This window comes from Clostridium sp. D5, assembly GCF_000190355.1.
GTDB lineage: Bacteria > Bacillota > Clostridia > Lachnospirales > Lachnospiraceae > Faecalicatena > Faecalicatena fissicatena_A.
Genome location: NZ_GL870810.1, coordinates 39,024 through 54,696, shown reverse-complemented (window position 1 = coordinate 54,696; position 15,673 = coordinate 39,024). Strand labels below are relative to the sequence as shown.

The following is a 15,673-nucleotide window of genomic DNA, read 5'->3' as shown; positions in this document are numbered from 1 at the left end:
TTATCTGATACTTAACCGTTCCAGAACCCAATATGCTTCCGCTCCTGAATCTGTAAACTGCTCTGCTGATCTTATCTTTACTTTACCAGTACTGCTCCAGGTCCCTCTTGTCATTCGTATACTGCGAAGCCGTTTCCCTGGTAATCCTTCCCTGTGATACCAGACGCACCAGGTCCATATTCAGCGTATGCATGCCGCTTGCATTTCCCGCCTGCATAACACTGCCCATCTGATGGGTTTTATTTTCCCTGATCAGGTTGCACACCGCGTCTGTCCCCAACAGCATCTCTGTGGCCGCTATCCGTCCCTGTCCGTCCGCCGTCGGCATCAGACACTGGGTGACAACACTTTTTAAAACCCCCGCCAGCTGTGTCCGAATCTGATTCTGACTGCCGCTTGGGCAGGCATCAATCACACGGTCGATGGTCTGCGCTGCTCCGGTCGTATGCAGTGTTGACAGGACCAGATGCCCTGTCTCAGCAGCCGTCATTGCCGCCGATATGGTCTCATAATCACGCATCTCTCCCACCAGAATAATATCAGGGTCTTCACGCAGGGCACTTCTCAGAGCCGATGCAAAGCTGATGACATCCTTTCCGGTTTCTCTCTGATGGATCAGTGCCTGTTTGCTGTCGTACTTATATTCCACCGGATCCTCGATTGTAATGATATGGACCGGCTTCATCTGGTTGATATGTTCAATCATGGCCGCAAGTGTAGTAGACTTACCGCTTCCGGTCGGGCCTGTCACCAGGATCAGGCCTCTCGGCTCCTCTGCAAGTTCGTACAGTTTTTTTGGCATATGAAGTTCTTCCAGGGTGGGGATATGGCTGTTCAGCAGACGGATTGTGGCTGCCGCCTCTCCCTGCTGTCTGAATACATTAACCCTCTGCCGGTTACCATCGGAGGTCTGAAGCGCAAAGTCGATATCATATCCTTCACTCAGTTGTTCCTTCTGCTTCTCATTCAGCATCCCATACAGCATCGCATTCGTCTCTTCTTTGGACGGCTGCAGCGGTGCCTGGGTCAGGCGCCCGTGAATCCGGAATAACAGAGGCATACCGGATGACATATGTACATCCGAAACCTCCAGTTCTCTTGCCATTAATATAATACTGTTTATATCCTGCATAACTTCTGCCTCCTGTCAGCCACCCCGCATGTATCCGCCCGAGGACTGTTCTATTATTTTAAAACACGATCTATGCATAATATGCTACCTTCTGAAGCTCTTCTATAGTGCTGACCCCTTCCAGGACCATCTTCGTCCCGCACAGCTTCAGCGTTCTCATGTTCTGATGCTCTGCCGCATACTCTTCGATTTCTTCCGAAGTCACTCCTGTGGTAATCAATCTGCGTATATTCTTATCAATCAGCAGGATCTCATGTATGGCTGTCCGCCCGCGGTATCCTGTATAATTACAGAGAGGGCAGCCTTTGGCACGCCTGATACGCACAGGGCCGCTGACCCCCAGCATATCCTTTTCCTCTTCCGGAGCCTCGTATTCCTCCGCACAATCGGGGCATACTTTTCTCATCAGACGCTGGGCAATGATTCCCACCAGTGAGTTTGCAATCATGTACGGCTGCAGCCCCATGTCCTCCAAACGGATAATAGAGGAGGACGCATCATTCGTATGCAGCGTGGAAAATACCAGATGCCCGGTAATTGCCGCCCGCACTGAAATCGTCGCTGTCTCCACGTCACGGGTCTCACCGACCATGATAACATCCGGGTCCTGACGGAGCAGCGCCCGAAGTCCGGACTCAAACGTAAGTCCCGCCTGATTGTTCACCTGCGTCTGAGTCACTTTCGGCAGGTTCTTTTCCACCGGATCTTCAATCGTTGAGATATTGACTGCCTTTTTGGCAATATCCTGCAGTATCATATACAGTGTTGTTGTCTTTCCCGATCCCGTTGGCCCTGTAAAATAGATGATACCGTTCGGTGAACACAACATTTTCTGGATTTTCTGATAATCACTCTGTTCCATTCCGAAAGTATCCGGATAATCGATCGGAGAGTTGCTTGCCAGCAGACGCAAAACAGCCTTTTCTCCAAACACCGTCGGCAGGACAGATACACGGATATTGATGTGCAGTCCCTCCACTTTGATCCGGAAATGCCCGTCCTGCGGGATTCTCCGTTCCGCAATGTCCATACCGCCCAGAATCTTGATACGCGCAATCAGAGATGCGTGCAGACTTTTCTGCAGAGAGACATATTCTACGATTGCACCGTCAATCCTCATCCGCACCATGGTCTTGTCCTCAAAAGGCTCTATATGGATATCCGAAGCATTGGTGCTGTATGCCCGGTTAATCAGACGGTTCAGAAGGTTGATAATTGGCGTATCATCGTCATCATCTTCGCTGATCTCCATCTCTTCCAGTCTTTCTTCTTCCCGGATGCTCTCATTTGCAACACGCGCCGCCTTCTTCGCACCGACTTCCGAGTAATAGTAATGAATCGCCCGAAGCAGTTCCGCGCGTGGGCTCAGACTGATATTCAGCTGCATACCGGTGATCTGGCGGATATCCTCTATCCCATAGAAATTCATGGGGTCATTCAGAACAAGATTCAGCAGACCGTCCTTTTCATTTACCGCCAGCATCTCGTACTTTTCCGCAAGCTGTCTGGGGATCTTCTCAACCACTTCCGGATCCACATCCAGATTGGAAATCTCTACCACCTGTGTTTCCAGCCGCTGTCCCAGGGCCTCCAGCATCTGCGCTTCGGTAATGCAGCCAAGCTCAATTAAGGCGCCGCCGATACGGACTCCTTTGTGTTCCTTCTGGTAATCTATGGCCATCTTGATCTGCTCGTCCGTCACATACTTGTATTCTTTTAAAATATCCCCGATTCTGAGGTTCTTAATACTTGCTGTTTCCATAAAACCGCCTCTATTCTTCTGTTTCTTCTGCGGCATTTGTCTGTGCCGCCTGTTCTGCCGCTTTGGCAGCTGCCTGTGCCGCCTGCTGTTCCATGATATACTGCTCAGTGTCTCTGCACATATAGATTTCCAGGGTCATCCCAAGCGTTCTGGCCTCAGACTCTTTTGCCTTCTGCCATGTAAAATCGGTGATCCGCATCCCCGGCTCGTTTGCAGCACAGTCATCCATCATCGACTGGATCTCTCCTCTGCTTCCCTGCAGCGTCATAGATACCACCGCCGTATAAATGCCATTATATGTTACCCCGTCATTTGCTGTTTCCGTCTCACTCTCATCGGTGAAAGCCGTATAATTTTTTATCGTACTGTACTCCCCTTGGGAGGGCATCTTAATGTCCAGATCCTTCACGGTCAGTCCCTTAGAAAGAGCCAGTTCCGTCAGCATCTTATCGATCTCCATGCTTTTCATAACCGGATAAAACTCTTTCTTCATCTCTTCTATATTATTCAGTACTGTAGATTCCCTGTCTCTCAGCACCGGGAGGGATACGACCTTCTGTTCCCGTTCCTGCTGTTCAATTCTTGCATCTGCCGCTTTCTCCTGAAGCTCCTGGCCTTTATCCATCAGAGGCATCAGGACACCGGCGCCTATACCGACGATCAGGATGAATACAGCCAGTATAACCAATAACTTTTTATCCCTCTCTGTCAGCTTCAGTGTCATCGCTTTCCTCCTGTCTTGCCGCCATAATACAGTTCACTTTTACGCTCCACTGGTCATCTGACCCCTGGGAATATCCTGTATAATCTACCGTGGCAAATATCTCCTGCTTATTCAAAAGTTCGATAAACCGGTTAATCTGGTCTACATTTCCGGCCTTTGCATCAAAGCTCAGCAGGCCGCTCTTGGCATCATAACTGCTGATCTCTGCCGTAACCAGCCCCGAGGCACAGGAAGCCACTACCCGCTCTGTCTCACTGTCTACTCTTGGATAGGCCAGTACGCTGCTTTTGAGGCTCACCATACTGTTTCCCAGAGAAGATGCAGCCTGCAGTTCTTCATTCAGCAGATCGTACTCGTCACATGATGCCACAATATCCGTCCTCTGGTTATACTCCTCCAGCTCCTTCAGCTGCACGTTATAATACATCGCACGACCGCCCATAATACCGACAAGTAAAAACATAACCGCAGCCAGCGCAAACAGCGGAATCATCATTTTTCTCCGTTTTTTCCTCCCCGCTTCCTTCTCCGGTTCTTTCACAACCCGGGACAGAATCGAAGTCTTGGGATCTGTCTTTATCAGCCCTCCCACAGTCAACGCAAAGTGTGTCAGCTCCTGTCTGCCTCCGGCGGCTTTTCCGGGCTTCACCACCGGCTCCAGCTGCAGTGCATCCGCTTCCATCTCTGCATCAATCTGCCCGATACTGTCTTTATATATCTGCAGTTCATCCTCTGACAAACCTGCTATGTATACCTGTGGAATCTTCTGTGCCAGATCCTGTGCCTTGGCAAACTGCAGAAGTGTGCTGACAGTACGTGCTGTCTCCGCAGCGAATTCCGGAGTACCGGACTCGGAAAACATTCGGTTCCTGCTGGAATATTTATATTCTCCGTCTACCAGAAGCAGGTTGATCAGTGACATATCATCTGCAAACTGAATAATGCAGGTTGAGCCTTTCAGCTGCGGAAGCCTTTTGGCCAGCCTCATGGTCACGCCCACTGCACTTTCCACACCGCTGATTGTAATATCCAGTCCTGCGAAGCTCTCCATATATCCGCGCACAAGTTCCCGCGGTGCCACAGCTGCAAAAAACTGTTTTAATTTACTTTTCTTTTTATCCCCCTCAGATAACGGAAAATAGCCGTAAACCGGATTGGATATCCTCTCCACATCCGTAAATTCACGGCTGATATATTCCATCATTTGTTTTGGCTTCATCGCCGGTGCATCCACCACTTTCGTGGTGAACTGATTACTGTCGATAACCAGGTATACATTCTTCTTCGGGATATTGTTGGTCTCCCACAGATTCCGGATGATATCCCTGAACCCCTCCTCATCTGTGATGGTTCCGTTCAGGATACATCCCCTGTTATCCATCGAGTAATAAAGCGATTTTGCATGAATGTTTCCGCCGGAAACGTCCCCGTCCACAACGCGGATGTACCGGTTGGACAAATATACAACTACCATATCCTGCTGCCTCCTTATTCCATACCTGCGATACCATCATAAGAACCATACAGTGCGCTGAACACAGCCACCATAACAAATGCCACTACGATTCCCATGATTATCAGCATGATTGGTTCCACATATGACACCATCTTATTGATTGCAATATCTGCATCAAATTCCATGGCATCCGCCGTTGCCAGCAGCATGGAGTCAAGACTTCCCGTTTCTTCCCCTACCCGGATTGTATCGGAGAGTTTTTTCACAAACCCATCCACCATATCCAGTCCATCGCTCAGGTTGTTTCCGGCCCGGACATAGGGAATTACTTCATCAAACTGCATATCTATGTAATCGTTGCCCACCGTATTTCTTGCAATCTGCAGTGCAGGCACGATCGGAATTCCTGCCGAATAAAGGGAACTTAGAGTCCTTGCAAACCGGGCGGTACAGATAATCTTCTGCAGCTTGCCGAACACTGGCATATGCAGAAGCACCCTGTGCCACTTCCGCCGGAACCCCGGGATCCTCAGCAGTGCCTTCCATCCGACCCAAATCCCCAGCAGTGCCGCTATGGCAAGAAACCAGTAGCTCTGCATAAAATCACTGATTCCATTGAGGATACGGGTAGGCAGCGGCAGAGTCTCCATGGTATCAAAAAGCTCCTGGAGCTGAGGCATAACAAACTTCGTCAGAACCATGACAACCCCAATAATCATCACACCCAGTATCTTCGGGTACACAAGGGAACTGGATATCTTTCCGTTCAGCCGGTGCTCCTTTTCGAACATCAGCGCCATCTGCATGGATACCAGCTCCAGGTTGCCGCTGCTCTCCGCAGAGCGGTACATATAAATCATCAGGGGAGGAAATGCACCGTTCTGTGCCTCCATCGCTTCGGAGAGTGAGATCCCCTGCCGGATCTGACGGACCATGTCCTCATAAACCTGACGCTCATTCGGCTTGATCGCCTCTCCATTTGCAATGATATTAAGCGCCCTCACCAGAGTCACTCCTGCCCCAACCAACGTGGACAGCTGCCGGGAAAAGTCAGCCAGCACCTTGGGCTTAAACTGCTTCCGGTTCTTCCCGGAGCGTACCTCCTTTGCCGAAAGCAGAAAAGCATCCTGGTCGTGAAGCCGGAGCTGCAGCTCCGCTTCGCCCCCCGCATTCATGGTGCCCGATATCTTTTTTCCATCTATCGTCTGAGCCTTATACTTGTATTGTGCCATCAGACGTACCTCCCTTATTTTCCCTGTTTCGGTAATATTTTATTATATCAGAATACCCAAATACCAGTCAATCATCTGGTTCCCCCAGAGCAGGCCCAATATCATGCCCGCACACAGAAACGGCCCGAACGCAAACTGTTCCTTGCGCCCTTTCTTTTTCGATGCCAGCAGATAGATCCCGTACCCACCTCCCAGCAGGATGCCGAAAACCGCGGATGCCAGAACCATCCTCCCTCCAAGGAACAGCCCGCCCGCTGCCATCAGCTTGATATCTCCACCACCAAAAGCCCCTGGAATAACAATTGCCAGGAGCAGCATTGGCACACTGATGCATATCATGCCAATCAGCCTCTGCCCAATCGTGATCTCCCTCATCAAAAACATGCCCGCCACAGCCAGAACCACGATGGCAACTGAACAGCCATCCGCGATCTCCATGGTGTCAATATCCATCAGTGCAACGACTGTCAGAACCCCCGCGAAAGCAAATATCAGCACCGCTTTCACATAATCCCCACCGTAATATCCATAATACAGGGCGCAGAACAGGGCTGCCGCACCGCCTGCCGCCTCCGTAAGCGTATCCCGTACCCCGATCTTTCCGCCGCAGTAACGGCACTTCCCTTTCAGGAATATATAGCTGGATATGGGAATCAAATCCGCAGCCCCCAGGTCATGGGAACATGCCGGACAGACCGAACGGCCCTTAATAAAAGACATTTTCTTAGGGACACGATAGACGATCACATTTAAAAACGAAAACACACAGGCGCCTGCGAAAAATACAAGTATACACAGAAGCGCTTCACATATCATTAAGCCCATATCATTTCTCCGTATTTTAATTTCAGAAGTAAAATTCCTCTTATGAAAACAAAAAAGTGCATGCTTCCACTTTTTCCCTTTCATAAAAAGGGGAATTCACCCGGTTTTGACCGAATAAATTCCCACTTCTCATCTAATCAGCATATTGATGAATCTTCCGGTAGACTTCCCATGTATCAGTATCATCAGCTGAATCATACTGATACTGCACCAAAAATCTTCCCTTCTGATAACTCATGGTATCTACGCAGTTCTTTCTGGTATTCCATGAAACTAAATGTATCTCCCCCTCTGCTCCTGAGAAACTGACAATATCTTCTTCTGCAGATTTGAGCATCCCGCTTGAACGGGTGCTGTCCATAATAGAGGTGGCTGAGCCGTAATACTCTAAACTGAGGAGATTCATGTTCAGAACAACATTCTTTGCTTCGCGCAGAGCCTGCCGCTCCTGAACTGACTGGTCCCAAATCCATAGGGTCGGTGCAAGAACCACTAGGGAGATTATCAGGACGATCAGAGCTGTTTTGCATGCTCTAAGGAACTTGTTTTTGTAGGTGAGGGATTCATAATTATTGTTTGGCATATGTAATTATGAACCTCCCCCCTAGTAAATATTACCTGCTAGTTCTTTGTAACTTTCCAACCAGCTGCAACTTCAGTATCTCCAGTTCCAGTTTTTTCCATATCCCAAGTTGCTGTATATTTTCCATTATTATAGATAAACTGAGTAATCTCTTTATAAGTTTGGGCTCCAGCCGTACTATCTGTAATTGCTGCCACCGTGTATGCTGCTTCCCCTGAGGGTGCTGCAGTTCCTGGCTTAACTGCAATACCATTAACTGTATAAGTATCAGTTAATCCAGCCACCCCAGTCTGATCTGTAGCCTGCCCAGCAGCATAATCTGCCTGCAGCTGTGAAAGGATTGTAGCCGCATCTGCTTTACAGTTTGCCTTATTTGCTTTGTCTACATATCTTAATAAACTTGGCACGAGAACTGCTGCAAGAATCAAAATGATTACAATTACAACAATCAGTTCTACAAGCGTAAAGCCTTTCTTATTTTTGGCTTTCTGCCTTAAATTTTTCAACATATAATTTTCCTCCTGAATAATTATCTTCGTCCTCCCCTTGCACCGTTTAGAATCACATATGTGACCCACGGAAGAACCATATGTCATGCATCACGACATATGAAACTGATACTGCTTTGATTTTACCCCTGTTTGTCAGTTTTTGTCAATATGTGGCGACTTATTTGCCCTATTACTTTTTAATTTTCATGAGATTTCATGCCATTATTTGCGCTTTCTTTGCGCTTCATTCACGCTCTCTTTGCTCGTGCCATTCAAAAAACATATAATATGAGCAGGCAGGCCTGCTTTTTCAGCCTCTATCAGAACCGTTTTTTAAATCAAAAACACTTCCTGATCATCGGGTACAAATAGATTTCCACTGTAGTATTTTTTTCCTTCTTCAGAATATAGTTTCTTCCTCTCCCCCAAACGAGTGTCTTCTGTGTGATAAAGAATCAGATTCGAAGCCTTCAGCTCTTCAGCCAGCTCACAGGCTTCCCTCACCGTACTGTGGTGCTTTTCATATGGTTTGAATTTATCAGCTTCACTATAGAGACAGAAAGCCTCATGCATCAGCCAGTCACTGTCCCTGACATACTCTGCTTCACATGGATTATATGGTTCATCCCCGCAGCAGGACAGCTTTTTCCCATCCCTGGTATTCAACGAAAAGCCAAACTGTTTCGCCTTTGTAGAACCAATATCAAAAAAGGTAACCTCACAGTCCAGTATTTGTTTCTTATCGCCGCTTTCAAGTGGTATCAGCTGAATTCGCCCTCCGATATGCTGCGTCACCTTTTTCATTATAGTCAGCTCCGCAATCGTTGTAATCGTCGAAATCAGCCCGCTATGGCAGTAAATCCGAACATCACCTTCATATTTCCCCTGATTCATCTTCTGTCCGATCATTCTTATAAGCCAGAACAGACCCAGCAGATGATCTATGTGCTCATGTGTTATAAAAATATCGTGAATCTCTTCGAGTGGTATTTGTGTGTCTTTCAGAATACGCAGTATCTGATTGCCACCCCCTGCGTCTACCAGAAAATGCCTGTGATCTTCCGAAAGAGCAAAGCAGGTATTGTAACATTCTGTCACCGTTGCGTTCCCGGTACCCAATATTGTCAATTTCATAACTATCTCCTGTACTTTTTTCCTGTCTGGTCCTGAAGTAATCCCCTCAGTATCGCATCATCGTCTGCCTGTCACCGGTCTATTCATAGTATTTCATAAGTGCCTGTGTCCCCAGTTCCCCGTATCCCTCTGCCTCGAGTTCTTCACAGTTTGCAAGCACCTGGCTGAGCATCCCCAGATCCAGTTCGCTCATATTTGCTTCAATCAAAGCCAGCTTCATGTCTTTGATAAAATGCTTCATGAAAAAGCCCGGTGCATAGTCATCTGCCAGTATCTTTGGACCGAATGCCTCCAGCTGCCTGCTGCCCGCAGCCCCTGTGGATACGGACTTCAGTACAGTTTCCAGGTTCAGTTCCTTTGCCTTTGCATAAGCAAGCGCCTCACAGACACCTGACAGTGCCCCGGCAATCATGATCTGGTTTGCAAGTTTACAGTGCTGGCCGCAGCCTGCCTTCCCCTGATAATTGATATTTGTACCCATAGCTTCAAACAGAGGAAGACATACCTCGTAGTCCTCCCGGTCCCCGCCTGCAAGTATGGAGAGAGTGCCCTCTTTCGCACCCCTGTCACCACCGGTTACAGGGGCATCTATTACATGGTAACCTTTCTTTTTACCCTCCGTATATATTTTCTCTGCTATCTGCGGACTGGTAGTTGTCATATCAATCAGATACGCGCCCTCATCTGCACTATCCAGTATATTTTCCGCATCAAAATATACTTCTTCTACATCCTTCGGGAATCCTACAATCGTAATGACAGCCTCACAGCCCGCCACACAGCTCTTTATGGTATCGTGGAAAACCGCTCCTTCTGCAGTCAAATCCTCTGTTTTCGCTTTATCTCTTGCATAGATATGCAGTTCAAATCCCGCTTTCATCAGATTACGCACCATGGATTTCCCCATGATACCAACTCCTATAAATCCTATCTTCTTCATTTTATCACCCTCGTCTTCTTTTTTCGGAAATCACTTACATTCTTTCCGGATCGTAATTAATATCTTTCAGTATCTGCTCCGTAAATTCATATATGATTTACCCATAATGCTGAAACATTATTTTATTATAATATATCAGGAAACCTGCTACAATAGATAAAATTATCTTTCTATCCGGCACACTGATAAATTACGTTGAAAACTCCAAATGAAAGTGCTATACTGTAGCCACAGTTTACTAAAGAGAATATCTGGGGAGGTATTTATGAAGCGAAAGAAAGGTGGATTCACCCTGGTAGAATTGATCGTTGTTATTGTTATCATATTAGTTCTTGCTGCCGTCCTTGTACCTTCACTTTTAAGATATGTGTCCAAGGCTAAAAACGCATCTGCAATCTCCGAGTGCAGCGAGGTGCTTCAGGCTTCCGCCCGGACTGCTGCTGATCTGGCCTCCGAAGGAACACTCACCTCGCAGATATTGAATGACAGCAGGCCCATTATTCTGCAACAGGCGAATGTAAGCGGTTCATTTAATACCGAGATCGAATTTGAGGAAGATGACGCGACAATATTGGCATTTGAATATTTGTCCGGGAACAACCTTCATGTAGTTTATGACATCAACCACGATCCACGCATATACGTAGATGAAGAAGGAAGCGCTACACTTACACGGATGAACACCTTCATCAAACAGGCATCTGATTATATTACAGATCTAAAAAAAGATAATCCAAACTTAAATTCTCTGGACCGTCTCAAACTGATTGAAAACGCTGCAAAAAATGGTGGTCTTTTGTCAGTAACTGAGAGACAGAAAAAGGGAACTCCCTACGAAAAAAATGACTTATACTGGCATCCTTATTATATAGGCAGCGTTGGGCAGGAAAATCCCCCCATGGTTCTGTTTGCCAATACCGCTGCTGAAACACATGGCGGCTGGTCTGCTAAGTTAATCTATGTAGATGGAAAAGTTTATCAGGCTCCCGATAAGAGCAACATAAACATTGCCGGCTGGGGAACCGGAAACTCACCTGTATACGACTATAATTCTTTGCAAACCTGGTTGGAAGACAATAAATACACCGAAGTAAAATAGTTTTATCAATAGCAAAAACCATCTGTTACCTGGCTGATTCAGCCGAATAGCAGGTGGTTTTATTTTTTTCCAAACTACATACTTCTAACATATGCATAATTTTTATAGTATTCATACCATAAATATATTACAATATACATATCATACGGACAGGAGGACTCTCTATGGAACTTTCGAAACAGCTTGCGGCGCAAATAGTCAATGCAGTTTACGAGGTAGTGGAAAACGACATCAATCTAATCAACACGTCAGGCATCATCATTGGCAGCACGAATCCCCGGCGCATCGGCACTTTCCATGAAGCTGGCTGTGAAGCTGTCAAAACAGGCACTCCCATCTTTGTAGACAACGGCCATACATTCAAAGGCGCACAGAACGGGATTAATTACCCGATTTTTCTGGACGGGCATCCCGTTGCCGCCATCGGCATCACCGGAAATCCGAATGAGCTTAAACAATTTGGTTTCCTGATCACTAAGATTACGGAAGTGTTTCTCAAGGAGCAGCAGCTGAACAAAGAGCTTCTCTCCGAAAACCGCTCCCTGCATTATCTGATCACTTCACTTATTTATGACAACATCCAGAACCAGAAGCAGCTGGAATTGCTCCTGGAGAAATATCAGATCGATCCTTCAAGTGAGTATGCCGCCATGTCTATCAAAATGCCGGACACCTCCCTTGAGCCTTCGCTGCGTTTTTATTTTGCCGCTCTGGGCTGCCGTCTTTCCCTCTATCTGTACCCTAATGAATGGATCGTAATATTTGACAGGGAAACCTTTGCCCGTTTTTCTTCCGATGAATTTGCCAGCAAATTTAAGGGACGTGTGTATTCAGGAATGGGGCCGTTTTGTACGCTCTATCAGCTGGATCAGTCCTACCACAGCGCCCAGATTGCCAGGGAACATGCACTGCAGCTGAACGCCGTCTTCTGCAATATTGAAGACATTTCCATAGAATTCATCCTGGAAAGCCTTCCCGGCAATATTCAGAAGCTTTACGCAGATCATATCCTGAATTCACTGAATCCGAAGGAGCTGCACATACTGAAAACTTATTTCACCTGCAGCCTTTCTTTAAAAGACGCATCGGAGGCACTTTTTATCCACAAAAACACCCTGCAATACCAGTTGGATAAGATCGGCGAAAAAACCGGACTAAATCCCCGGGTATTCCAGGATGCGTTCCTTCTCCAGTTCGCACTGCTCTGCCGGCAGGATGTTTAAAGGGATGCATTCATCGGTCAGTACCTCTGGACAATCCCTATATTCCGTGCATTAGTACCTATAACAAATATATCTTATATTTTCACTTTTTTATAGTATCTGTAACGTAGTTATTTATCAACAATTTGCTATACTTAATACATACAGATTACCATTGATTCTGCACCCCTTTTTAAATAACAATTATAAATCCGGAGGTATTGTTTATGAAAGCAGTCGTTGCTGTTGATTCTTTTAAAGGCAGTTTAAGTTCCATGGAGGCCGGGAATGCGGTCCGCGAAGGTATCCTGAAAGCATGTCCCGATGCCAGCGTAATTGTCAGGCCATTGGCTGACGGAGGAGAAGGTACAACCGATGCCCTCATAGAGGGACTGGGCGGTGAGCGCATGGAAATCACCGTAACCGGCCCTCTCGGCGAACCTGTTTCCGCCTGTTATGGATACCTGAAAGAAACCGGTACCGCCATTATTGAAATGGCATCCGCCGCAGGCATCACCCTGATTCCGGGAGATATGCGCAACCCGCTTGCCGCCACTACCTATGGTGTGGGCGAAATGATAACGGATGCAGCTGAAAAAGGATGCCGCAATTTTATTATAGGAATCGGCGGAAGCGCCACCAACGATGGCGGTATCGGCATGCTCCAGGCCCTTGGATATGTCTTTTTGGATGAAGACGGCCATGAAACAGGCCGGGGTGCCCAGGCTCTCTCAGGAATCAGCAGGATCTGTACCGACAATGTTTACCCCTGGTTGTCCGAATGTACATTCCAGGCTGCCTGTGACGTAACCAATCCACTCTGCGGAGAAAACGGCGCCACATACATATACGGCCCGCAAAAAGGAGTCACCGAAGAAATGAAACCCCGGCTGGACGCCGCTCTGGCCCACTTCGCCCGAATCACCGCTGATACCTTCGGCTCCGATCATGTCCAGGCTCCCGGTGCAGGTGCTGCCGGAGGTCTTGGTTTCGCTCTTCTCAGTTACCTGAACGCCCGCCTCACACCCGGGATAGACCTGATTCTGGACGCAGTCCGTCTGGAAGAAGATTTAAAAACCGCAGACATCGTAATCACCGGTGAAGGCCGCCTCGACCATCAGACCGCTATGGGCAAAGCGCCTGTCGGAGTCGCCGCTCTTGCACAAAAATACAACACCAAAGTACTCGCATTCGCCGGAAGCGTCACCCCGGATGCCCGTGCCTGCAACGGTGCCGGAATCGACGCCTACTTCCCCATAGTCCGCGGAATCACCACTCTGGAAGAAGCCCTCACCCCGGAAAATGCAGCCCGGAACCTGACTGATAGTACGGAACAGGTTTTCCGCCTCATAAAAGTTCTGTCAGATCACAAATATAAACAAACAGAGGGATTAAATTGACGTTCCAGACTGTTCTTTCAAACGATAAGTATAGTCATCGGAAAAATTTTACTGCGACCATAGCAATTCCCAGCACAGACAGTACTATTCCAGTCGCCCGGTTCAGAGTCTTAGCCGGAGCCTTATTCGCAAATTTGGCTGCTACTCTTGCCCCAATCAGCGTAAACAAGATGCATAATACAAGGGCCTGTATATCCGGCAGTCCGCCACTGATGGAAAAATGGGATACGGCCCCTGTAAAAGCAGTAAATGCCATAATAAATACGCTTGTCCCCACTGCGGTCTTCAGCTCATATCCCAATATACTCGTCAGCATCAGAAGCATCATCATACCGCCGCCTGCCCCAATAAATCCACAGATAAATCCGATCACGATACCACACAGTATCGACTGGATCACCTTTGTTCTGGTGCTTTTTTCCTCCTGCTTTTCCTTTGTGGTCATAACCGGTTTTACGATAAATTTGATTCCCAGAAGCAGAGTCATAAAGACAGAAAAGCTTCCCATCGTTGTATTGGGGACCAATGAAGCGATATAGCTGCCAAACAGGGTGAATACCAGAACCGTGCAGAGCATTACCACCCCATTTTTTATATCCAGGTTTTTGTGCTTTCCATATGTATATGCAGAGACTGCCGATGCCAGCACGTCAGATGCAAGTGATATTCCCACCGCTTCATATGCATCAAATCCGAGAAATGTGATCAGCATTGGCGAAATCACCGCTGCCGCGGAAAGTCCCGCCAGTCCCGTTCCGATCCCTGCTCCCATTCCTGCCGCCAGGCAGACAAGTATCTTCGCTATCATCATTCATCCCCCCGTCTTATTGTCTCTAAATTACTTGACATTCTGCACAGAATCTTTTCAAACATCTGCTTTTCTTCTTCCGTGATCCCCCTGAAAATCTTCTCCATGACCCCGGCCTGTGCCTCCAGCGCCTTTTTAAGCGGCACTGCCGCCTCCTTCGTAACTTCCAGATGGCTGATCCGCCTGTCTTTCTCATCCTCCCTGATTGAAAGCGCCCCTCTTTTTACCAGCAGCTCAACGGCCTTTGATACATAAGACTTGGCAATATGGCGGTATTCTACTATATCTCTGGCAGTATCATACTGGGGATTGTTATGAAGAAATAGAAGTACATCTACTTCCACTTTGCTCATCCCAAATTCAACAGCAACTACATTGATGCTGCCGCTGTAGAGCTTGTTGAATAGGTTCGTAATCGATAAAAATTCACCTGTTGAAAGCATATTTCCATCCTCCTGTTTGATCGGTTAGATTGTATCCTGCAGAATCAAATTAAGTTCATTATAGAACTGTTCTCTAATGAACTATTCTAGCATAAAAATGAAGTTTGTCAATTCATTTTAAAATAGGTTGAGTTTCAGGGTTAATGCAACTTTATCAAAGTAAATGCAGTCTGGTCAGTCCTATTTCGTGAAAAATGTGAAATAGGACTGTTTTTTATGTGAATTTCGTGTAAAATAATAGTAATCCACCATGAAAAGCCTTAAAAATAGGTGCACTATGCCGGAAGTGAGATTTACCTGTTTTTTTGCCAGAGTAAATGCCACCCCTATATAGGCGCTATATTATGTAAGGCCGGGTCTGGGGGATAATTAAGGCTGTTTGCCGTGTAAAGCTTAGCCTTAATGTTTGTTTTGTTGGAAAGCCGGGGATGGCGGTGCCAAA

At 47.1% G+C, this 15,673-nt stretch carries 15 protein-coding genes; 3 read left to right on the top strand and 12 right to left on the bottom strand.

The window, feature by feature from the left end; genetic code table 11:
* Window positions 1–82: 82 nt before the first annotated feature.
* The 10 genes from HMPREF0240_RS06720 to HMPREF0240_RS06675 form a co-directional block, all read right to left on the bottom strand.
* A complete protein-coding gene (locus tag HMPREF0240_RS06720; protein WP_009002688.1) occupies window positions 83–1,132 on the bottom strand; it encodes a type IV pilus twitching motility protein PilT in 1,050 nt (349 codons plus the stop codon).
* Between the two features lie 70 nt (window positions 1,133–1,202).
* The gene (locus tag HMPREF0240_RS06715; protein WP_009002687.1) at window positions 1,203–2,894 is read right to left on the bottom strand and encodes a GspE/PulE family protein; all 1,692 of its coding nucleotides are present in this window, start codon (window positions 2,892–2,894) and stop codon (window positions 1,203–1,205) included.
* A 10-nt stretch (window positions 2,895–2,904) separates the two neighbouring features.
* The gene (locus HMPREF0240_RS06710; protein WP_009002686.1) at window positions 2,905–3,618 is read right to left on the bottom strand and encodes a hypothetical protein; all 714 of its coding nucleotides are present in this window, start codon (window positions 3,616–3,618) and stop codon (window positions 2,905–2,907) included.
* Entirely contained in the window at window positions 3,590–5,092 is a 1,503-nt protein-coding gene (locus HMPREF0240_RS06705) for a hypothetical protein (RefSeq protein WP_009002685.1), read from the bottom strand. Before HMPREF0240_RS06705 ends, HMPREF0240_RS06710 begins: the two co-directional genes overlap by 29 nt.
* A 14-nt stretch (window positions 5,093–5,106) precedes the next feature.
* Window positions 5,107–6,306: a type II secretion system F family protein gene (locus HMPREF0240_RS06700; protein WP_009002684.1), complete on the bottom strand. Its 1,200-nt coding sequence runs from the start codon at window positions 6,304–6,306 to the stop codon at window positions 5,107–5,109.
* 42 nt (window positions 6,307–6,348) lie between these two features.
* Window positions 6,349–7,131 (bottom strand): A24 family peptidase, encoded by a 783-nt coding sequence (locus HMPREF0240_RS06695; RefSeq protein WP_035312611.1) that lies wholly within the window; start codon window positions 7,129–7,131, stop codon window positions 6,349–6,351.
* A 133-nt stretch (window positions 7,132–7,264) separates the two neighbouring features.
* Complete coding sequence (locus HMPREF0240_RS06690; RefSeq protein WP_009002682.1) at window positions 7,265–7,714, bottom strand: hypothetical protein; 450 nt, start codon at window positions 7,712–7,714, stop codon at window positions 7,265–7,267.
* Between the two features lie 38 nt (window positions 7,715–7,752).
* Window positions 7,753–8,223 (bottom strand): prepilin-type N-terminal cleavage/methylation domain-containing protein, encoded by a 471-nt coding sequence (locus HMPREF0240_RS06685; RefSeq protein ID WP_035312610.1) that lies wholly within the window; start codon window positions 8,221–8,223, stop codon window positions 7,753–7,755.
* Window positions 8,224–8,538: 315 nt separating this feature from the next.
* On the bottom strand, window positions 8,539–9,339 hold the full coding sequence (locus tag HMPREF0240_RS06680) for an MBL fold metallo-hydrolase (RefSeq protein WP_009002679.1): 801 nt from the start codon (window positions 9,337–9,339) through the stop codon (window positions 8,539–8,541).
* A 79-nt stretch (window positions 9,340–9,418) separates the two neighbouring features.
* On the bottom strand, window positions 9,419–10,279 hold the full coding sequence (locus tag HMPREF0240_RS06675) for an NAD(P)-dependent oxidoreductase (protein ID WP_009002678.1): 861 nt from the start codon (window positions 10,277–10,279) through the stop codon (window positions 9,419–9,421).
* 265 nt (window positions 10,280–10,544) lie between these two features.
* Here HMPREF0240_RS06675 and HMPREF0240_RS06670 point away from each other — a divergent pair, with 265 nt between their 5' ends.
* The 3 genes from HMPREF0240_RS06670 (at window position 10,545) to HMPREF0240_RS06660 (ending at window position 13,980) form a co-directional block, all read left to right on the top strand.
* Window positions 10,545–11,378 (top strand): prepilin-type N-terminal cleavage/methylation domain-containing protein, encoded by an 834-nt coding sequence (locus HMPREF0240_RS06670; protein ID WP_035312609.1) that lies wholly within the window; start codon window positions 10,545–10,547, stop codon window positions 11,376–11,378.
* A gap of 164 nt (window positions 11,379–11,542) precedes the next feature.
* Complete coding sequence (locus HMPREF0240_RS06665) at window positions 11,543–12,601, top strand: sugar diacid recognition domain-containing protein (protein WP_009002676.1); 1,059 nt, start codon at window positions 11,543–11,545, stop codon at window positions 12,599–12,601.
* A 206-nt stretch (window positions 12,602–12,807) separates the two neighbouring features.
* Window positions 12,808–13,980, top strand: coding sequence for a glycerate kinase (locus HMPREF0240_RS06660; protein WP_009002675.1), 1,173 nt, complete (start codon window positions 12,808–12,810; stop codon window positions 13,978–13,980).
* Window positions 13,981–14,014: 34 nt separating this feature from the next.
* Here HMPREF0240_RS06660 and HMPREF0240_RS06655 read toward each other — a convergent pair whose 3' ends face one another.
* Window positions 14,015–14,788 carry a sulfite exporter TauE/SafE family protein gene (locus tag HMPREF0240_RS06655; protein ID WP_035312608.1) on the bottom strand — a complete coding sequence of 258 codons (774 nt, stop codon included), beginning with the start codon at window positions 14,786–14,788 and terminating at the stop codon, window positions 14,015–14,017.
* Window positions 14,788–15,231, bottom strand: coding sequence for a MarR family transcriptional regulator (locus HMPREF0240_RS06650; RefSeq protein WP_009002673.1), 444 nt, complete (start codon window positions 15,229–15,231; stop codon window positions 14,788–14,790). The genes HMPREF0240_RS06655 and HMPREF0240_RS06650 overlap by 1 nt, the downstream gene beginning before the upstream one ends.
* Window positions 15,232–15,673: the final 442 nt, after the last annotated feature.